This is a genomic window from Streptomyces sp. NPDC058662 (assembly GCF_042716255.1).
Lineage (GTDB): Bacteria > Actinomycetota > Actinomycetes > Streptomycetales > Streptomycetaceae > Streptomyces.
Window position 1 is genome coordinate 1 of sequence record NZ_JBHXRU010000048.1, and the last position, 19,650, is coordinate 19,650.

Sequence of the window (19,650 nt, forward strand, 5' to 3'; positions counted from 1 at the left end):
CCCGACCGGTCCCCCGTTCCGGTCGCGGCCCCGCTGCTTCGGAGGTCGGCCACCGCGGGTCAGCAGCCGCCGGATGCGGCCGGGGCGCCGACGGTGAGCGTGGCGGGGGCCGCGCAGCAGCCGCCGCCACTCTCTTCGGCGGCCTGGGGCTGGTCGAAGAGGCCGGCGCCGCCGCACACGCCCGTCTCGGGGAGGGTCAGCTCGACGCGCTCGGCCGCCTCGCGGTCGCCGGCCAGGGCCGCGGCGATGGAGCGGACCTGTTCGTAGCCGGTCATGGCGAGGAAGGTCGGGGCCCGGCCGTAGGACTTCATGCCGACGAGGTAGACGTCCTTCTCCGGGTGGGAGAGCTCGTTCACGCCGTGGGGGTAGACGGTGCCGCACGAGTGCTGGTTCGGGTCGATCAGCGGCGCGAGCTCCAGCGGGGCCTGGAGGCGCTCGTCGAGGCCGAGACGCAGTTCGTCCAGGAAGGACAGGTCGGGACGCAGACCGGTGAGGACGATGACCTCGTCCACGGGGTCCAGGCGACGGCCGTCCTCGGAGACGAGGACCAGCCGGTCGGCGGCCTTCTCGATGGCGGAGGTGCGGAAGCCGGTGACCGCGTCGGCGTGCCCGTCGTCGACGGCGGCCTTGGCGGCGAGGCCGAGGGCGCCGCGGGCGGGGAGCTGGTCGGCGGCGCCGCCGCCGAAGGTGGAGCCGCTGATGCCGCGGCGCAGGATCCACACGGCGTGGGTGCCGGACTCCTGCCCGGCGAGGTCGGCCAGAGAGGCGAGGGCCGTGAAGGCGGAGGCGCCGGAGCCGATGACGGCGGTGCGCTTGCCCGCGTAACGGGCGCGGACGGCCGGGTCCTTGAGGTCCGGGATCCGGTAGGAGATCCGGTCGGCGGCGGCCCTCTCACCGAGGGCGGGGAGACCGTCGGCGCCGATGGGGCCGGGGGTGGACCAGGTGCCGGAGGCGTCGATGACGGCGCGGGCGGTGATGCGCCGCTCGGTGCCGTCGGCGTTGAGGACGCTGACGGTGAAGGGCTGGCGCTCGCGGTCGGCGTCGACGATCCGGTCGCGGCCGAGGCGGGAGACCCCTGTCACCGTGGCGCCGTAGCGGACCTTGTCGCCGAGGACGTCGGCGAGCGGCTGGAGGTACCGCTCGGCCCAGTCGGCGCCGGAGGGGTAGGTCGCGCCGTCGGGGGCGGTCCATCCGGTGGGGGCGAGGAGCTTCTCGGCGGCCGGGTCCACGACCTCGGACCAGGTGGAGAAGAGGCGTACGTGGCCCCAGGCTCGCACCGCGCCGGCGGCGGCCGGTCCGGCCTCCAGGACCAGGGGGTCGATGCCGCGTTCGGTGAGGTGGGCGGCGGCGGCGAGGCCGACCGGGCCGGCGCCGATCACCACGACGGGCAGGGCTTCGGTGGATGCGTTCACGGCGGACTCCCCAGTTGATTCGACGTCTGTCGATGTCCTGACGCCTCAAGAGTGGCACCACATATCGACGTCCGTCAACATAGACATCCGTCGAACTTCATCGGATGATGGGGGCATGCCCCCTACGAAGGTGTTGCCGCTGCTGGAGCCCGAGGCCGTGGCCGCGTGCTGCCCGCCCCTGACCGAGCGCCCGCTGACGGCCGCCGAGGCCGAGCGGACCGCGGTCATGTTCAAGGCCCTGGGCGATCCGGTGCGCCTGCGCCTGTTCTCCGCCATCGCCTCGCACGAGGGCGGCGAGGCGTGCGTGTGCGACATCTCCGACGTGGGTGTCTCGCAGCCGACGGTCTCCCACCACCTGAAGAAGCTCAAGGACGCCGGCCTGCTCTCCTCCGAACGGCGCGGCACCTGGGTGTACTACCGGGTCGAACCGGCCGTACTGGCCGCCATGGGCCTCCTGCTGACACGGGCGGCAGCCGCATGAGCGTCACCGTTGCGCCGCTGACCCGGGCGCACGCGGACGAGGTCCTGGCGATCTACCGGGCGGGCATCGAGGAGGGCAACGCCACCTTCGAGACCGCCGCTCCGACCTGGGAGGAGTTCGACGCGGCGAAGCTGCCCGAGCACCGCTTCGCCGCACTCGGCGCCGACGGCGAGCTGCTCGGCTGGGTGGCCGCCACCCGGGTCTCCGACCGCTGCGCCTACGCCGGCGTCGTCGAGCACTCCGTCTACGTGCACCCGGACGCCCGCGGCAGGGGCGTCGCCCAGCGGCTCCTCGCGGCGCTGGTCGAGTCGACCGAGGCCGCGGGCGTCTGGACGATCCAGTCCGGTATCTTCCCCGAGAACGCCGCCAGCCTCGCCGTCCACGACCGCGCGGGCTTCCGGGTCATCGGCACCCGCGAGCGCGTCGGCCGCCACCACGGCGTGTGGCGCGACGTCGTCCTGCTGGAGCGGCGCAGCCCCCGTATCACCTGACCGTTCTTCCGGGGTACGCGGCGCCGCGCCGCTTCATGCGGCGGGCTGGTCCGGTTCGGTCCCGCCTCGCATGAAGACGACCGCCACCAGGGCCAGGCCCAGCACGACGCCGATCAGCTGCATGCCGATGAAGCCGGGCACCGAGGCCGGGGCGATACCGGCGAAGGTGTCGGTGAAGGCGCGTCCGATGGTCACCGCCGGGTTGGCGAACGAGGTGGACGAGGTGAACCAGTACGCGGCGCCGATGTACGAAGCCACGGCGACGGGAGCGAACCGCAGCCGGTCGGTGCGGGCCAGCCCGAAGATCAGCAGGATCAGGCCCGCGGTCGCCACGACCTCGCCCAGCAGCAGGTTCCCGGCGGAGCGGTCGTGGGTGGACCACGCCACCAGCGGCTCGCCGAACATCGCGTCCGCCAGGATCGCGCCCGCGATCGCGCCGGCGACCTGGGAGGGCACGTACACGGCCAGCTCGCGGGCGGTGACGCCGGCGCCGCCGCGGCGGGCGGTCCACCACTCGGCCAGGGTCACGGCCGGGTTGAAGTGGGCACCGGAGACCGGGCCGAGAAGAGCGATCAGGACGCCGAGGCCGAAGACCGTCGCGGTGGAGTTGGCCAGCAGTTGGAGCGCGACGTCGTCGGTGAGGTCGGTGGCCTGGATGCCGGAGCCGACGACGATCGCCACGAGTGCGGCGGTGCCCACCAGCTCGGCGGCGGCGCGGGCGATCAGCGGGGTACGGGGCGGGGTCGCGCCGGGTGCGGGCTGGGGCGCGTCGGCGGCTATGGCGGTATCCGCCGCGGGGGCGGCGCCGGCGGGCTCGGTGGCGGTCAAGACAGGATCTCCTCGGGCAGGTGAGGCAGACAGCGGGCTACGGGCAGGACCGCTTGAGGTTCGCTTCGGCGGTGGCACGCGCGGTCAGGGCGAGGTCGGCGAACTGACCGGCGAGGGCTTCGATGACTTCCGGGCGCAGCCGGTAGTAGATGTACCGCCCGCACGGCTCCGTATCCACGACTCCGGCCTCGCGCAGCACCTTCAGGTGGTTGGAGAGGTTCGTCTGCTTGGCCCCCGTCTCCTCCACGAGATGCGTGGTGCAGAGGGTCTCGCGCGCGAGCAGGGTCACGATCCGGAGCCTGAGCGGGTCGGCCAGAACCCGAATCAGATCAGTGTCGACTGACGTCATCATGGACTGATACTGTCACATCAGCCGGGCCTGACACCAGCCCGAGCTGACCCGGACGGCCCCTCCGGTCCGAACGGGACCGCGCCGGCACCCGCCCCCGCATCCCGTCGCAGTCGTCGCCTCACACCAAGGAAGAACAGATGCCCTCCGCTCCCGCCGCCTCCGTCCTGTTCGTCTGCGTCCACAACGCGGGCCGCTCCCAGATGGCGGCCGGGTTCCTGCGCCACCTCGCGGGTGACCGCGTCGAGGTGCGCTCCGCCGGTTCCGTGCCCGGGGAGCGGATCAACCCCTCCGCGGTGGCCGCGATGGCCGAGCTGGGCATCGACATCTCCGACCAGAAGCCGAGGGTCCTCACCCCCGAGGCCGCCCAGGCGTCCGACTACATCATCACGATGGGCTGCGGCGACGCCTGCCCCTACTTCCCCGGCAAGACCTACCTCGACTGGCAGTTGGAAGACCCCGCCGGCCAGGGCGTCGAGGCCGTCCGCCCCATCCGCGACGAGATCAAGGGCCTCATCGAGGGCCTCATCACCGAGATCGACGCCAAGAAGCGGGCCTGATCCCCCACCATCGCGGCCGCCGCCGGCGACGTCAGGTGGGGCGGGTGTCGGCGTCTGCCTGGAGGGCGGTGCGGACACCGGTGCCGACCACGGCGATCAAACAGAGGGCGATGACGGTCTCGGCCCACAGGAAGGCGAACCAGTCCAGCACGCAGCCGATCGGGGGCGTGCCGGGAGCGGTGTTGCGGAACGCCGCCAGAGCGAAGAGCGTGGCGGCCATCCATGAGAGGGCGGGCCAGACCAGGCCCTGACGGCGGGTCGTCAGGTACCAGGTGCCGAGGAGCACGGACGCGGCCAGCGCCCACATCACGATCATCATGAAGGTCGCGAAAACGAGCAGGCTGCCCGATCGGACCAGCTTCACCCCCACGACGGCCTCTTCCCGTGGCGCCGCAGGTGTCGTGGAGACCGAGAAGAGCGTGTCGCTGTTGGAGAGCAGCAGCCGCACCGGCACCTCCTTGCCGCCCAGTACTGCCCAGAACCCCATGTCGGTCTCGTAGGAGTCGAACGGGTAGTCGCTGATCGAACCATCGGAGACCGCGACCTGCAGGTCCTTGGGCGCGATCCGCTCGTGTGCCTGGAACACCAAGTCACCGAGGGTGGCATGGGAGGTCTGGAGGCTGAGATCGGCCACCGGGGCAGTCCCGTCCTCCTCGCCGAGGGTCCCGCGCGGGATGACCCTGACCCTGAGTACCAGCTCTCTGGACGCGGCGTCGACGCGTTGGACGTTGGCCTCGACGTCCACCCGGTCGGGTGCCGTGGAACCGAGCGTATGAACCGTGTCGATCGCCTGCCGCTCGGTGAATTGCAGCCACGATCCCACAGACACCGCCACCACGATCAGGACCGCGATGGGGATCAGGACCGGCAGCATCGACGGCCCGGAACGGCGTGCGCGAGGTGGGTCCCAGGGTGGGGCCATGGTGACTCCGGCGAGATGGGGAAGGGGCTCGTCCGGCCGGGGCTGTGGCCGCGGTGCGATCCTCCTCGACCCGGGCGGAGATCCGCCGCATCCGGGCGGGGCGTGTCGCCGCCGGCTGGCTGGCCGGCCTCATGTCGCGCGTCGTCGGAGTGCGCGTCCTCTGACCACCCGGTAGCGTTGATCACGTGCGTTCCGCCCACACCGCCGTGGCACCGCCCGACGGTACAGCCGTCGATCGGCAGAGGAACGAGATCACATGTCAGAGCACAGATTCCACATCGGTGCGCCGGCTGCCGGGGCCGCTCTGGCCCTCCTCGCAGCCCTCGGTCCGACGGCGGCGGGTGCCGCACCACCGCACTCCGACACGGCTGATCTCAACGGGTCCGGCACGGCGCCCGGCACGGCCGCCGCGTCGCGGTTCGTGCCGGGTCCCTGCCCCGAGCCTCCGGAGCCGATCGAAGCACTGGCCACCGCCCGGTGCGGCGTCCTGGAGGTCCCCGAGAACCGTGCCCGCCCCGGCGGCCGGACGATCAGCCTGGCCGTGGCGGTCATCCCGCCCGTCTCGGCGAAGCCCGCCCCGGACCCCGTGGTGTTCATGGCGGGCGGCCCGGGTGGCGAGGTGTTCGACGACATCCCGTTCCTGGTCTCGGCCGGCCTGAACCGGGACCGCGAACTGATCGTCATGGCCCAGCGCGGCAATCTCTACGACACCCCCCACCTCGCCTGCCCGGAGCTGGACCGCTTCTACGCCCAGTCGGTGGGGCTCCCCTCCTACGCTCCGCAGACGGAAAAGCTCATGGTCGACGCGGCGAAGCAGTGCCGGGACCGCCTGACAGCCGACGGGACCGACCTGAGTGCCTACAACAGCGTCGAGAACGCGGCCGACTTCGCCGACCTGCGCACGGCACTGGACATCAAGCAGTGGAACGTCTACGGCCACTCCTACGGCAGCAACCTGGCCCTCACCTATTTGCGCCTGCACCCGCAGGGAATCCGCGCGGTGGCGCTCGACTCGGCCGCCCCCGCACAGTACGTCTCCCTGCCGTTCGCCTGGGCCAACGCCAAGGAGGGGCTCGACAACCTTTACAAGGCCTGTGCGTCCGAGCCCCGTTGCAAGAGCCGCTACCCGGACCTGGAGCGCGCCCTGAACGAGCAGGTGCGCAAGCTGGAGGCGCGGCCCCTGACACTGAACGTCCGGCCGTCGCAGGGCGGAGACCCGGTGAAGGTCGTCCTCGACGGCGGCGCACTGGTCAACCTGCTGGTCGCCAAGGCGATCCCGTTCGCCGACGTCCCGGCGGCCATCGACGAACTCAGCCGCGGGAACCCCGAGCGCTTCGCCAAGGCCCGGGCCGCCGGTTCGGTCCAGGTGGGCGGCCAGACCGCCCACGGTTTGACGCAGTCGGTGGTGTGCGGCGAATGGACGCCGGACCACCCACCGTCCGATGTACTGCGGGCAGGCCGCGAAGCGTTCCCCGAATGGCCGGAATCAGTCCAGGCCCAGGCGCCGCAATTGGCCTTCCAGGACCCGATCTGCCGTATCTGGAACGTTCCGAACCGCACGGCCGCCCTGCGGGTGGCGACGGAGAGCGCGGTACCGACCCTCTTCATCAACGGGACGTTCGACATGAAGACCGGGGCCAGCTGGGCGTCGAAGACGGCCCGTACGCTGTCCGACTCGACCACGGTGCAGGTGCCCGGTATCGGGCACTGGGTGGTCCCGCAGTCGCCCTGCGCCCAGAAGGTACTGGCGTCCTTCCTCACCCGCCCGACCGCGCCCGACACCGGCTGCGTGGCGGGGCTGAAGTGGGACCCGTTCACGATCACCCCGAAGTGACGGGGAGGAACGATGGCACGGTCACACGTACGACGGTTGCGCACCGGGTCGGCCGCAGCGGCGGCCGGGGTGCTCCTCACCGGGCTGTTCGCGGCGCCGGTGAGCGCGCAGGAGGAGACGCCCCCAGGAGCGACGGGCACGGTCGCCCGCACCGTGGGCGACGCCCGCTTCGAGACGGGCCCGTGCCCGAAGACGGCAGATCCGGTCGCCGAGCTCGAAGGGGCCCGCTGCGGCACGCTCACCGTGCCGGAGAACCGTGCGGAGCCGGGCAGCCGAAAGATCACCCTCGGTGTCGCGATCGTGCCGGCCGAGGCCGACAAACCGAAGCCCGACCCGATCGTGTGGCTCGCCGGCGGACCCGGCGACGACGCGGTCGGGGAGGCGAAGATGGCGATCGGCGGCGGCCTGAACCGCGACCGCGACGTGATTCTCATGTCCCAGCGCGGCACGTACTCGGCCGACCCGGCACTCACCTGCCGCAACATCGACGAGTTCAACGCGCGCGCGACCGGACTCGTCTACGACGCACCGTCCACCGAGCGCGAGCACGTCGCGGCCACGAAGGCCTGCCGCGAGAAACTGGCGGCGAGCGGGGCCGACCTCAGCGCCTACAACGACATCGAGAGCGCCGCCGACTACGCGGACCTGCGCACCACGCTGGGCCTGAAGGAATGGAACGTGTACGGCATCTCCTACGGCACCCAGCTGGCGCTCGTCTACATGCGCCTGCACCCCGACGGAATCCGATCGGTCGGCATCGACGGCATCCTGCCGCCGTCGACCGGAGGTTCGGCCGTGACATGGAGCGCCGCCAAACAGGGTTTCGACGGCGTGTTCAAGGCCTGCGCGGAGCAGCCCGACTGCAACCGCCGCTATCCGAACCTGTCGGCCACCTTCGAACGGCTCGTCCGTGAACTCGAAGCCGAGCCGGTCACCACCACGATCACACTCCCCGACAGCGAGAAGCAGGTGAAGGTCGTTCTGGACGGCGGGGCCCTGGTGAACTGGATGACCGCCGCCACCCACGTGGCCCCCCAGGTACCCGCGGCCCTCGACGAGCTGGCCAACGGCAAACCCCAGCGGATCGCCGAGCAGTGGGCGAGCGGCAAGTACAGCCCCCAGGCCATCGGCCGGCTGTCCCACGGTCTCGTCTACGGCGTCTTCTGCAGCGAGTGGACCCCGTACGAGACCCAGGCCGAAGCGCTGGCCGCAGGCAAGAAAGCCTACCCGTCGTTCCCCGAGTCGGTACAGGCCCAGGCCCCGCTGCTCACCTTCCTCCGCCCGGACTGCGACGTCTGGGACATCCCCGCGGCGCCCCGCTCCATCCGTGACGTCACGAAGAGCGACATCCCTACCCTCGCACTCTCGGGCGGGTTCGACGGCCAGACCGCAGCGGCCAACGGCCCGTACGTGGCCCGCACCCTGCCCAACGCCACCGTCGTCACGATCCCCTACGAAGCACACGTGGTCTTCGCGACGTCGAAGTGCGCCCAATCCATCGCGGTCTCGTTCTTCGACACCCCCACGGCCCCGAACACCGACTGCCTCAGGGACCTCAAGCCCCCGAAGTTCGAGATAGCCCCGTGACGGCACCTGGCCCACATGACGCGGCGGGGTATACGACGGAGGCCCCCCACTCACCGAGCGGGGGACCTCCGTGGGACATGAGCAGCCGCTACCTCACGGGTGCGGCAGCCTCGCCCCGTAGACGGCGTGGTACGCGGCCAGCCGTTCGGACTGCTCGTCCATCATCCGGAGCAGGTCGTAGGCGACGGCCGAAGTACCCGGTGCCTCGAATGCCGCGAACTCCTCGTAGAGGAGCCAGGCGGCCTCACGCGCCACGTCCAGACAGGCATCGGCGATGTCGTCCTGCTCGCCGCACACCAGAGCGGTCATGATCCGCAGCAGATCGTGACGCATTCCGACAGGAGGACGCCCGGCCAGGGCGGCGACCACGAGATGTGTCGTCGCCACGGCCGGCTCCATCAGGTTCGACTGGATGTAGGCGTGGTTCTCAGCCCATTCGTCACTGAGCCTCCCGGGGTTCTGCTCAAGCAGCCCGATGAGAATGTCGGGAATGTGCTCGGCTGAGATGGTCCTGGTGACCGAGCAGCCACACTCCATGCCTGCCCAGTCGTGCAGTCCCGCTTCGATCCGAACCAGTTCCAGTGATTTCATTCCGCACCGTCCGAGAGAATCCTGCCGAAGTCCCAGGGCGACTTCTCCTTGGTCTTCGGGTTCGTTCCTACATGCTTGATGCCCTCGATGAACTGGCCGGGAGAGTAATCGGCCTGGCACCTCGGACACACCGGCTTGAGTGACAGGGCGAACTTGCCTGCCTCATCCTTGGCGACCGAGTAGGCGTTCGTGAAGACTACATGGGTGGCGTCACCACCGAGTGCGCGTACGACGTTGCCCTCGGCACAGTACGACCTACCCGGCGCGAAGCCGCCGGAACTGGCGAGCGCCCGCTCTCCGGTCAGCGTATTGATACCCCCGACGTAGGTCTTGTTCATGTTGGCCTTGACCCAGTTGTTGGGCGCGCTGGCGAAGTCGAGCGCGAAACCGGGCACCATGTCCTGGAGTTTGCTCAAATCCGTGGCGAGGTCCCCCGTCGGCCCGGGCGGCAGGACGGAGACCGGCGGCTTCCATGTCTTGTTGCCGTTTCCGCGGGGGGTCACCTTCGAGCTGGGGAACCAGGTACGCGGGGCCTGCTTCACAGCCGCGGGTGCCTTGGTCGCGAATGCGGCCCCCTTCGAAGCGGCGTTCATCGCCATGCCCGCACCCGGAAGGATGGGCATCAACGCCTTGGTGACGTGGTAGGAGATCTTGTACGCGTAACTGTTGGAGGGCGGGCCCGCGATGTCCTTCAGTGCGCCGGTGGCACTGAACAGCGGGTTCGAGCGCTCACGATCGCGTTTGATCGCATTGGCCTCCTCCCAGTCCCCGGTGAGCCGGTTCCAGCCCTCCCTCGTTTCCGAGAACCAGTCCACGGTTCCGTGGTAGGCCCCCTTGATCGCGTCGGTGAAGCCCTTCTTGATACCGCCCCAGCTCCAGAGTCCCGAGGGATCGCTCCGGAAGACCGGGTTGTTGTTCGCGTAGGCGTACCCGTTCATCTGGAGCGGGTCGGTGATCTCGACGATCGGGTCGGCGCTGATGAAGCGGCCGTTGACCGACTCGTACTCGCGGGCGCCCACGTGGGTCAGGCCCGTGCTGCTGTCGCCGTTCCCGGAACCGAGGAAGGTGCGGCTGCCGGGCCAGTTGGTGGCCATGGCGCCGCGCTGGTTGCCGTACGGGTCGAACTTGCGGCGGGAGACCGCCTGGCCGGCCTTCTGTGCGATCGCGACGGTGGCGGTGTTGTGGTGGTCGGCTAGCAGGACCGCCAGCACGTGGCCGGTGTTCTTGCCGCCGGTCCGGCGGGTGGTGGTGACGCCGCCGGGGCCGCTGTAGTAGCGGATGGCGTCGACAGCCTGGCCGGCCTTGTTGACGGTGAACTCGGCTTCGCCGAGGTAGAGCGTCCGGCTGGAGCCGGTCTCCTCGATGAGGCGGTTGCCTTCGGCGTCGTGGATGTAGGTGGTGGTGTTGTCGGCGAAGGTCCACTGCTGCGCGACCGCGTTCGTGGCGCAGGCGAAGATGTGGAGGTCGTTGCCGTCGGCGGGGTTGTCGTTGGGAACGGTCAGGCAGGCGTTGGCCGCCGCATTGTACAGCGTCTTGTCGCCGGCCCGGTAGGTGAACTTCTGTTTGGCGCTACCGTCACAGGTGGACAGGCGGGCGTACAGGCCGTCGGCGGTCAGGCACTTGTCCAGAGCGCGGACGGTGTCGCCGGTCAGACGCCACTGCTGCGCACGGGTTTCGTTGCAGGGGTACAGCTGGACGGCGGTGCCGTCCGCGTTGGAGCCCTCGGCGACGTCGAGGCACTTGCCGGCCATGCCGGTGACCGCGACGGCGCCGATGCCCGGGCTGTTGGCGGAGACGAGCTTGTTGCGCCGGTCCCATTCCAGGGTCTGGGTGTCGGCGCCGATCTTTCGGGTCTTGGTGTTGCCCGTGGAGTCGTAGGTGTACGAGGACTGCGAGGTGGTGGTGCCCCCCGCCGTCCGGATCGTCTTGTCCGTCCTCGTGAGCGCGTGCGGCTTGGTCCTGACCGGCGGCTGGCCGCCCACCGAGGTCTCGACGCCGTAGCCGTAGGTCGTCTCGTCGTCGAGCGCCGGGTTCACCAGGTCGTGGTCGACGAGCTTGGTGCGGTTGCCGATGCTGTCGAACCGGTACGACTGCCAGTAGCCGTCGCCATCCGGGCCGGCGGTGACGTCGTTCACGGACGGTCCGCTGCACGCCTCCGTCTTGCCCGTCCACGCCTCCGTCAGCTGCCCCATCGCGTCGTAGGCGAAGCACTGCCGGTCAATCTTCCCGCCCGGCTGGGTGTCCGTGATGGACGTCGGGTTGCCGAGGACGTCGTACGCGTAGGAGACGGCGGAGATGCGGTTCGGAGCGGACGTCTCGCGGTCGCTGATGGACTCCTTGAGGCGCCCCGTGTTGTGGTCGAAGCTGCTGGTGGTCCACACCCGGTTCGGGGCGTTGCCCGAGGCCGTGCGCAGTACGGCGCCGAACGGGCTGTAGACCGTGTCGGCCGTGTACCAGGACAGGCCGGACCTGGTCACCAGCGAGCCGTCGCCGTTGTAGCGGTTGATCAGCTTCTCGGCCGCGAGACCGCCCGGGGTGGCGGGCACGGTCGTCGACTGCACCTGACCCGTGGGGGTGTAGGCGGTGGTGTAGGCGTAGATGCCCGCCAGGCCCTTGGTGGCCGGGGCATCGGGGATGGTGACCTTGCTCCCGGTGGGGCGGTACTCCTTGTCGTATCCGGTGAACTCCGAGGTGAGGATGAGCCCGTTGGTGTGGCGGGTCGAGGAGACCGGATGCCCCTTGGCACCCGGCAGCGTGTCGTAGGCCCACGTCGCCACCAGCGGACCGTCGGCAGCGTCCTCTCGGGTGGCCGTCCGACGACCGAGCACGTCGAACTCGGTGAAGGTCTTGCGCCCGGCCGAGTCCTCGGTCCACACCTGCTGGTCGAGGTCGTTGTATCCGTACTGGGCCTTGCCCGTGTCCGGGTCCTCCACACCGGTCATCCGGCCGCGGCCGTCGTAGGAGTACGTCCACTTATTGCCGACGGGGTCGGCGACCTTGGCCAGCTGCCCGCGCACGTCGTACTCGTACGTCGTGTTGTTCCACGTCGTGAGGTCGGCCGCGGTGTAGTGCTGGATCAGCGAGGTGCGACCCGAGGCGTCCGTCCAGGTCTTGGACGCGCGGCTGCCCTTGAGGGGGGCCGAGCCGTCGGCCGACATCCCCGTGCGGGTCAGGGTCCAGTCGCCCTCGTAGCGCGTGACGGTCGAGTGCTGGGCCACGTCCTCGAAGAGGGTGGTGGAGCGCACAACCCGGCCGAGACCGTCGAAGGCGGCCTTCGTCGAGTTGGGGACGTGGAACACGGTCTCCGGCACGAAGATCTTCGTGTCCGGCTCACCCTCGGCGAAGTAGCCGTTGTTGGTCTGGCTGACCGTGCCGTTCGCGCTGTACAGCGTGTCGGAGACGATGCGGCCGCCACCCAGCGCCTCGGCCTGCGTCTGGCGCGGGCGCATGAGGCCGTCGTAGATCTCGACGGAACTCCGGTACGTGCCGTTGTCACGCAGCGAGCGGGAGACGACGGTCGGCGCCGTGTGTTCGGCGATCTGGTACTCGAACGTCTGCCGGGCCTTGTCGGTGGCCGGGTTCTGCGAAGCCGTCCACACGGCGGTGGCGCGGCCCAGCGCGTCGTATCCCTGGGTGACCTTACGGCCGTTGGGGTCGGTGCTCTCCAGCGCGGTGCCACGCCCGGGATCCACCGAGGTGGTGACCGTGTGGCCCGCGGCATTGGTCATCGTGAGGGTGAACGGGGAGCCGGTGGCCGGAGCGAAGGAAACGCTGGTCGTGTGACCCGCGGGGTTGACGGACGTGACGGGACGGCCGAGCGCGTCGTACTCGGTGCGCTGCGCGGTGACCCAGCCGGTACCGGCCGCGTCATTGCTGTCGACCTGCCGGGGCAGTCCCTTGACGGGTGCGGTGCCGAAGGCGTTCAGCGCGTCGTAGGAGACACGGCTGTCCGAGATCAGCGCCCCGGTGCTCGCCTGGGCGCAGTCGCCGGAGGTGGTCCGCTCCCGCTGGGGAAGACCGATCAGGTGTTTGGCGGTGTTGTGGACATAGGTCATCGACGTACACGTCTGGTCCGTGGTGGCCCATCCGCCGCTGCCGTTGGGCGCGATGACCTCGCGCTGGCTGTTGAGGACCAGCCCGTCAGAGGTGTCGAAGGTGACGCGGGAGCGCACCGTACGGGTCGTACCGGTGCTGATCGCCTCGATCTTGTCGGTGCGCGAGCTGCTGGTGCGGTAGGACTCAAGCGCCGTGGTGCCGTCTCGGGGACGGGAACCCGTCTTCTGGCTCCACGGCCAGACGAGGTCACGCGTGGCGACCGCTCCATCGGCCTTGGTGTACTGGATGACCTCGGCCTGTGTGCCCTGGTACGGGAGGAGGTCCTCGCCGAGCTCCTCCGTACCGGTGGAGTCCTTGACGGTTATCTTGGCGCGGCCGGCGTCACCGGACATGCCGCGGAAGTACCGGGTGCGGCTCTGGGATTCTTCCGTGGCGTCGGGCTTGCCCGCATTGGCGGTCACCCCGCGCTTCGTCACGACGGATGCGTAGCCGCGCCACTGGTTGTAGGTGCGCAGCTCGGGCTTGGTGAACGCGTCGTCGTCCTTGGCCCAGGCGGCGCCGCCCTCGTAGGTGTAGGTGGTGTTGACGTCGGGCTGGCGGGCGACGCGGTCCTTCTCGACGATCTTGTCGACGACGTACTTGTTGAACCACTCCAGCGGCGGCTTCTCCAGCTCCGGGTCGGGCGACCAGTGGTTGGGGAAGCAGCGGCCGGTGTTCTCCTCCGGCTTCGGATGGGTGGTGCCCACCGGGCAGGGGTCGGAGTAGTCGACGTAGGTCTCGCCGCCGGTCTCGTTGCGGACGGTCTCCACGCGGAGGCGGTCGAAGTCCGGGGTCGCGTCGTTGGCGCTCTTCGCGACACGGTTGGGCATGTCCTGGACATTCGCCAGGAAGGACACCGGCGGCAGGGTGATGCCGACCTGGTTGCCGTTGGTGTCCCGCTCCGTCCCGTAGCCGGTGCGCGTGATCGACTCCAGCCACAGTGGCGGGTGCGTGTCGGTGCGCTGCTTCGGGAACGACTGGGTCAGCGACCACTGGTCGATTTTGGACAGTGCCGTCGAGCCCTTGGTGCGCTGGCCGTAGGTGGTGACGGCAGTCAGTCGCTTGCGGGTCCAGAACGTCGGCGCGCCGACGTAGCAGTCCTTCGCGTCCACCTTGCAGTGCAGCGTGGACGGAGTGTCCCACCAGGGCTGCTTGTCACCGTAGTTCTTGGAGTCGAACTCGGTGTCGGTGCACTTGGCGGAGCCTTCCTTGATGCAGCGCTCGTCGACAGTGAACTGGACCTTGGCGGCCGGGGCACCGGAGAGGTTGTCCGCACGCAGGCCGTAGAGGATCTGGGTGGGGTGGCCGCCACGGTGGTAGGCGACCTTCTCCTTGAACTTCTCGTTCTTGGCGTAGTGGTTGGTCTCCTTGGCCCAGTCGATGACCATCGCGTTGCCGTGGACGTCCTCGACGTAGTCGAGGTTCCACCGCCAGGCCTGGGCGCAGGAGGACGCCGCGTACGTGCTCTGATGGCACGGCTCGCCGGGGTGGTTGCCGAACACTGGGACGGTGAGGACGGAGTCGGTCACCTGCCGGCTACCGGCGCCGTCGACGTCGTGGCGGCCGAAGAAGTAGCGGGTTCCGTTGCGGGTGGTGACGACCCAGTACTCGCCGTCCTTCGCGCCGTTGGTGACGCCGGCGTCCGTCTTCCGCTCGACGCGCGAACCGTCGTCCCGGGCAGGGATCCACCGGCCGCTCGCCACGTCGTGGACGAGCTCGACCGTCGAGCCGCCGAGCGACATCACGACGCTGTCGCCGGCCCAGCAGAGGTCGCCCTTCTTCTTGTCCGTGGCGTTGTCGTTGTTCGGCTTGCTCGGGACGGCGCCGCGGTCGTCGTTGCACGACCGGTAGCGGCGCTCGATGAACCCGGGCTCGTACTCCCAGCCGTCGCCGATCCACGAGGCCTGGCTGTTGGTCGCGGACGTCTTGCCGTCCACGGCCTGCGAGGAGTAGGCGAGGGCGATCTGCGGCGCCGGCCCTGCCGGGGAGGCCGGCACGCTCAGCGGATGGGTCCAGGAGAAGCCGCCGCTGCTGCCGCCCGCGGCCCAGCTACCCGTGTTGGCCAGCGAGGTCGCCTTGTACGTGCCGCCCGCGCCGGAGGCGGAATCCGTGGCGGCGAGGACCGTCGGCCCGCCGCCGCCGGTGAGGGCCATGGTGCGCAGGCCCTGACCGGGCGCAGTGGCCGGGTCGACGGTGGCGCGGACGGTGCGGGTGGCCAGATCGTTGGTGCTGGGTACGTCCTTGGCCGTGGTGCACTCGGGCAGATGCGGGGTGGTGAGGAAGCACTCGGGGAGCTGCTTGATCTCCAGCCGGGTGGCCCACTCGGTGCCGTAGAGGTCCTCGAACTGCTTGTAGTCGAGCTGCACGTCGACCGGGGTCGAGCCCTCGGCCGGCGGCGTGACCTTGATGATCGCGCCGTCGATGCTGACCGCCTCGGTGGCGGTACGCGACTCGACCGCCACGGCCCACGTACCCGACGGGGCGGGCGGAGTGGGGTTGGACTCGGTCGGCGACGCCTTGCCGATGCTCACCGGCAGCGTGCCGGCCTGGATCAGCTGCTCGCCGCTGAGTGCGACGTTCGCCGAGCCGCCCACCGGCGGCGTGACCTTCGACGGCTCGAACTCGGCCGGAGGCTGCAGCGGCGCCCCGGACCAGCCTTCCAGCTTGGCTGCCTCGACCTTGTCGAGTTTGGCCTTGATGTCCTCCTGGAGCTCCGGCAGTTGGACGCCGGTTCGGTCTCCGGGCGGTGCTGCCCACGCTTGATTGGGCAGGAGAGATGCGACCAGCATCACGGAGACAGTGATGCCTGTGCGCCCGGCAAGGCCCATGCGTCTCGCACGGACCTTCCTGATTCCGGGCAGGCGAAGACTGCCGGCCGACAACGGCGACATGTGAACCCCCCACGTTCTGCCACCGCGTCAAAGACGCGCCACTGGCAGGAAACTGACAACTAGCCAGGTGATTCTGTGGTTCGTCGCGACCTGTGCGCCACTTTCAAAATCCCCGTGTGGGCTTAATCACCTTACGGTCCGCACACACTGGGGCAATCTCCCCATATGCGTCGGCGGAAGTGGCTGGGAGGTGTGCCTTGAGGCGTGACGATCGGCGCGAAATAGCTCATGCTCAGCTCGCGCGTTCATCGCGTGACAGGTGAGCGGGGAGTGGACCCTTCACCTCCTGGGCCCCGATGGGCCGAATCACGAGTGAGTACCGAGGGCTTTGGAAGTGTGTGCCCGCGGGGGGAGAGAACAGAAGACATGACTGCCAACGAATCCGTGGACTCCAGTCCACCGACAACTCTGGCGAGCAATGAAGTTGCAGAGCCAAAGCCGGGGTCGGAGCCAGGGCGAGTGCCAGGGCCGGGGCGCGCGTGGTACCGGCGCCGCAGGGTCATGGGCGGCCTCGCCGCCCTGCTGGCGGCTGCGGTCGCTGTGCCGGTGGGTGTGCAGCTGTCCGGAGGTGAGACGTCGAAGGGCCGGACTCCCGGTGGGGAGAGTGGCCCGGTGACGGCGTCGCAGGCACGGAAGGCGGCTGCCGAGTCCGGCAAGGACGTCGAGGTCACGGCTGATCGCTCGGCGAACACGACGACGTGGGCGCAGCCGGACGGTCTGTTTCGGATGCAGGTCTCCAGCTCGGCGGTCCGGGCCGCGGTCGGCGGCGAGTGGAAGCCCGTCGACACGGATCTGGTGCGTGTGGAGGGCGGGTTCGCGGCGAAGGCCGTGAACGGCGGTGTCGTCTTCAGTGCGGGTTCGCCTGGTGGTGAGCGGTCTTCGCGTGGTGTGGTGCGGTCCGCTTTGACGGTGGATGCGCCGGGTCAGGTGTGGACCGAGCTGGTGCGGCTGAACACCGATGGGCATGACATGACGGTGAGCTGGCCGGGTGTGCTGCCGGAGCCGGTGATCGACGGTCCGCGGGCGCTGTATGAGAGCGTGCGGCCGGGTATCGACCTGGTGATGACCGCGCGTGACGGCGGATATTCGCATGTACTGGTCGTGAAGGACAAGCAGGCCGCCGCCGATCCGCTCCTCGCGGAGATCAATTACCGCCTCGCCTCGCCGGATCTGCAATTCCAGCTGGACGCCGAGTCCGGTGCCCTGTCGGCGCGCGACGCGCAGGGCGAGGAAGTGGCGGGTTCGCCGTCCCCGCTGATGTGGGACTCCTCGGGCAAGGTCGCCACCACCGACGACGCCCCGGCGTGGAAGCCGTCGGCGGTCGCGAAGGACCACCCCACCCTCGCGCTGCCCGGCCTCGCCGGCGCCGAGCGCGCGCGTCTTGCCGTCGCCGCGGCCTCGTTGAAGGACGGGACACTGTCCTTGAAGGCGGACCGCGGGCTGCTGGACGCGGCGGACACGGTGTATCCGGTGTTCGTGGACCCCTCGTTCAAGGGCCGTAAGCACGCCTGGTCGCTGCTCTACAAGACGGCCGGCGGAACGAGTTTCTACAACGGCCAGAATTACAATGCGTCGGGTACGAACGAGGCCCGTGTCGGCTACGAGTCGGATTCCGGCGGCACGTCGCGTTCGGTGTTCAACTTCGAATTCGGCAGTCAACTCCACGGGGCGGGTATCATCTCGGCGAAGGTCCGTGCGCTGCAGACGTATTCGTGGTCGTGCGGGACGAAGGCGATGGACATCTATTCCACGCCGTTCGTGACCTCCTCAAGCACGTGGAACAACACGACGGGCTGGTGGGGCAAGAAGGTCGCCTCGGAAGGCTCCGGCTACGGCTACAACTCCACCTGCCCTGACAACTGGATCGCCCCCGACATCAAGGGCCTGGTCTCCGAGGCCGCGAACGGCCGCTGGGGTGCGCTGTCGCTGGGGTTCAAGGCGCCGAGCGAGTCGGACTCGTTCTACTGGAAGAAGTTCATCGCCAACGGTGAGAGCGCCCCCTATATCGAGGTCACCTACAACACCCCGCCCGACATCCCTGTCGCCTCGAACATGAACACCTCCCCCGGGGGTCCGTGCCTGACCAGCGGAACGGGGACGAGCATCGGCAAGACGGACGTGTCGTTCCAGGCCAAGGGCATCGACCGGGACGGCAACCTCAAGCAGGTCCAGATCGAGGTCTGGGACGCGGCGTCGGGGACGAAGGTCCTGGACGAGTGGATGTGGCCCAACAGCGACGGCGTCGTCACCAAGTCCGTCCCCCACGCCTCCTTCACCTCCGGCCGCAAGTACTTCTGGCTCTCGCGGACCAACGACTGGGACGGCTCCTGGTCCCAGGGCTCGGGACCCGCGGACTCCGGCGGCGGCGGATGGTGCACCTTCACCATCGACCACACCGCCCCCGCCAACCCGGCCGTGCGCTCCTCGCACTTCCCGCCGCCCGGCCCCGACGGCGCCGAGTGGTCGCTGGCCCCGGCGAGCACCCCCGACCAGTGGATCGAGATCCTCGGCAACGGCACCCCCGCCGCCGACATCCGCGAGTACCAGTGGAGCCTCAACCACCCCCTCTACGACCAGAAGACCACCCCCTGGCAGAACGACCTCGCCTCCATCAAGCTTCAGGTCGACACCGCCGGACCGAACGTCCTCTACGTCCGGACGGTGAACAAGGCCGGCAACATCTCCGTGCCGACCGAGTACCTCTTCTACGTCCGCCCCCGCCCCGGCACCGACAAGCCCGGTGACGTCACCGGCGACGGCTTCCCCGACCTGCTGGGCGTCGACAAGGACGGCAACCTGCGCACCTACGGCGGCGACCGCCTGGGCGACACCGATGCCTTCATCCCCGGCGCCGTCGAGAACGGCAAGCCCGTCGCGGCCGGCCACTTCAAGGACGCGGCCGGAACCACGCCCGCACTGATCGGGCACGCCGCCGACTGGCACCCCGGCGACGGCCTGACCGACCTGATCGCCCGCATGCCCGACGGCAAGCTCTACATCTACCCCGGCACCGGAACCGGACAGTTCGACGCCGGCCGCCGCATGGAGATGCAGATGCCGCTCTCCGCACCTGACCCGGCCGCCTTCCGGCAGATCGTGGTGGTCGAGGACTTCGACGGCGACGGACTCGGCGACATGTTCGCCCTCGACGCCGACGGATTCTGGGTGTTCTCCGGCTACACCGGCTCCAGCTTCACCTCCTACAAGAAGCTCGCCACCGGATGGGCCGCCCGCGACATCGTCGGCGTCCGCGACGTCTCCGGAGACCAGGTCCCCGACCTGATCTTCCGCGACAACTCCAACGCCAACCGCGGTCTGGCCCTGCGCAAGGGCAAGCCCGGCGCGAACGGCGGAGCCGACGTGATGTCCCTGGCCACCCAGGCCGGCTCCGAAGGAGCCACCGACCTCACCTACGCCACCACCGGCTGGGGCCGCACCGCACTGCCCACCCTCCTCGGCACCGCCGACGCCACCGGTGACGGCATCCCCGACATCTGGGCCGTCGGCACCGACGGCAACCAGTGGCTCTTCCAAGGCGGCACCGGCACCGTCGGCACAGTCTCCGGACGCGACGAAGACGGCTGGAACACCTTCCTCACCATCGGATAA

The 19,650-nt window shown here is 69.6% G+C and carries 12 protein-coding genes; 6 read left to right on the forward strand and 6 right to left on the reverse strand.

The window, feature by feature from the left end:
- Positions 1-59 precede the first annotated feature (59 nt).
- Positions 60-1,412 (reverse strand): FAD-dependent oxidoreductase, encoded by a 1,353-nt coding sequence (locus tag ACFWUQ_RS18365; protein ID WP_384538944.1) that lies wholly within the window; start codon positions 1,410-1,412, stop codon positions 60-62.
- Between the two features lie 115 nt (positions 1,413-1,527).
- Between ACFWUQ_RS18365 and ACFWUQ_RS18370 the strand changes: the two genes are divergently transcribed.
- Both ACFWUQ_RS18370 and ACFWUQ_RS18375 read left to right on the forward strand, forming a co-directional pair.
- Complete coding sequence (locus ACFWUQ_RS18370) at positions 1,528-1,893, forward strand: ArsR/SmtB family transcription factor (RefSeq protein ID WP_384538945.1); 366 nt, start codon at positions 1,528-1,530, stop codon at positions 1,891-1,893.
- Positions 1,890-2,384, forward strand: coding sequence for a GNAT family N-acetyltransferase (locus ACFWUQ_RS18375; RefSeq protein ID WP_384538947.1), 495 nt, complete (start codon positions 1,890-1,892; stop codon positions 2,382-2,384). Before ACFWUQ_RS18370 ends, ACFWUQ_RS18375 begins: the two co-directional genes overlap by 4 nt.
- Before the next feature lie 33 nt (positions 2,385-2,417).
- Here ACFWUQ_RS18375 and ACFWUQ_RS18380 read toward each other — a convergent pair whose 3' ends face one another.
- Positions 2,418-3,212 carry an aquaporin gene (locus ACFWUQ_RS18380; protein ID WP_384538949.1) on the reverse strand — a complete coding sequence of 265 codons (795 nt, stop codon included), beginning with the start codon at positions 3,210-3,212 and terminating at the stop codon, positions 2,418-2,420.
- 37 nt (positions 3,213-3,249) lie between these two features.
- Positions 3,250-3,564, reverse strand: a complete 315-nt coding sequence (locus tag ACFWUQ_RS18385) for an ArsR/SmtB family transcription factor (RefSeq protein ID WP_384538951.1) — start codon at positions 3,562-3,564, stop codon at positions 3,250-3,252.
- 137 nt (positions 3,565-3,701) lie between these two features.
- Here ACFWUQ_RS18385 and ACFWUQ_RS18390 point away from each other — a divergent pair, with 137 nt between their 5' ends.
- The gene (locus tag ACFWUQ_RS18390; protein WP_384538952.1) at positions 3,702-4,121 is read left to right on the forward strand and encodes an arsenate reductase ArsC; all 420 of its coding nucleotides are present in this window, start codon (positions 3,702-3,704) and stop codon (positions 4,119-4,121) included.
- 31 nt (positions 4,122-4,152) lie between these two features.
- Here ACFWUQ_RS18390 and ACFWUQ_RS18395 read toward each other — a convergent pair whose 3' ends face one another.
- Positions 4,153-5,043 (reverse strand): DUF4436 family protein, encoded by an 891-nt coding sequence (locus ACFWUQ_RS18395; protein WP_384538953.1) that lies wholly within the window; start codon positions 5,041-5,043, stop codon positions 4,153-4,155.
- Between the two features lie 256 nt (positions 5,044-5,299).
- Between ACFWUQ_RS18395 and ACFWUQ_RS18400 the strand changes: the two genes are divergently transcribed.
- Together ACFWUQ_RS18400 and ACFWUQ_RS18405 are read left to right on the forward strand one after the other, a co-directional pair.
- Complete coding sequence (locus ACFWUQ_RS18400) at positions 5,300-6,877, forward strand: alpha/beta fold hydrolase (protein WP_384538955.1); 1,578 nt, start codon at positions 5,300-5,302, stop codon at positions 6,875-6,877.
- A gap of 12 nt (positions 6,878-6,889) precedes the next feature.
- The gene (locus ACFWUQ_RS18405) at positions 6,890-8,464 is read left to right on the forward strand and encodes an alpha/beta fold hydrolase (protein ID WP_384538956.1); all 1,575 of its coding nucleotides are present in this window, start codon (positions 6,890-6,892) and stop codon (positions 8,462-8,464) included.
- Positions 8,465-8,557: 93 nt separating this feature from the next.
- Here the strand turns inward: ACFWUQ_RS18405 and ACFWUQ_RS18410 are convergent, their stop codons facing one another.
- Together ACFWUQ_RS18410 and ACFWUQ_RS18415 are read right to left on the reverse strand one after the other, a co-directional pair.
- On the reverse strand, positions 8,558-9,055 hold the full coding sequence (locus tag ACFWUQ_RS18410; protein WP_384538958.1) for a hypothetical protein: 498 nt from the start codon (positions 9,053-9,055) through the stop codon (positions 8,558-8,560).
- Positions 9,052-15,939: a ricin-type beta-trefoil lectin domain protein gene (locus ACFWUQ_RS18415; RefSeq protein ID WP_384538959.1), complete on the reverse strand. Its 6,888-nt coding sequence runs from the start codon at positions 15,937-15,939 to the stop codon at positions 9,052-9,054. The genes ACFWUQ_RS18410 and ACFWUQ_RS18415 overlap by 4 nt, the downstream gene beginning before the upstream one ends.
- A gap of 714 nt (positions 15,940-16,653) precedes the next feature.
- Between ACFWUQ_RS18415 and ACFWUQ_RS18420 the strand changes: the two genes are divergently transcribed.
- Positions 16,654-19,650 (forward strand): DNRLRE domain-containing protein, encoded by a 2,997-nt coding sequence (locus tag ACFWUQ_RS18420; protein ID WP_384538960.1) that lies wholly within the window; start codon positions 16,654-16,656, stop codon positions 19,648-19,650.

Coding starts and splice junctions, on each gene's coding strand:
- ACFWUQ_RS18405 (WP_384538956.1), top strand. CDS start 6,890: ATGGCACGGTCACACGTACGACGGTTGCGCACCGGGTCGGCCGCAGCG.
- ACFWUQ_RS18395 (WP_384538953.1), bottom strand. CDS start 5,043: ATGGCCCCACCCTGGGACCCACCTCGCGCACGCCGTTCCGGGCCGTCG.
- ACFWUQ_RS18375 (WP_384538947.1), top strand. CDS start 1,890: ATGAGCGTCACCGTTGCGCCGCTGACCCGGGCGCACGCGGACGAGGTC.
- ACFWUQ_RS18400 (WP_384538955.1), top strand. CDS start 5,300: ATGTCAGAGCACAGATTCCACATCGGTGCGCCGGCTGCCGGGGCCGCT.
- ACFWUQ_RS18385 (WP_384538951.1), bottom strand. CDS start 3,564: ATGATGACGTCAGTCGACACTGATCTGATTCGGGTTCTGGCCGACCCG.
- ACFWUQ_RS18415 (WP_384538959.1), bottom strand. CDS start 15,939: ATGCTGGTCGCATCTCTCCTGCCCAATCAAGCGTGGGCAGCACCGCCC.
- ACFWUQ_RS18370 (WP_384538945.1), top strand. CDS start 1,528: ATGCCCCCTACGAAGGTGTTGCCGCTGCTGGAGCCCGAGGCCGTGGCC.
- ACFWUQ_RS18410 (WP_384538958.1), bottom strand. CDS start 9,055: ATGAAATCACTGGAACTGGTTCGGATCGAAGCGGGACTGCACGACTGG.
- ACFWUQ_RS18390 (WP_384538952.1), top strand. CDS start 3,702: ATGCCCTCCGCTCCCGCCGCCTCCGTCCTGTTCGTCTGCGTCCACAAC.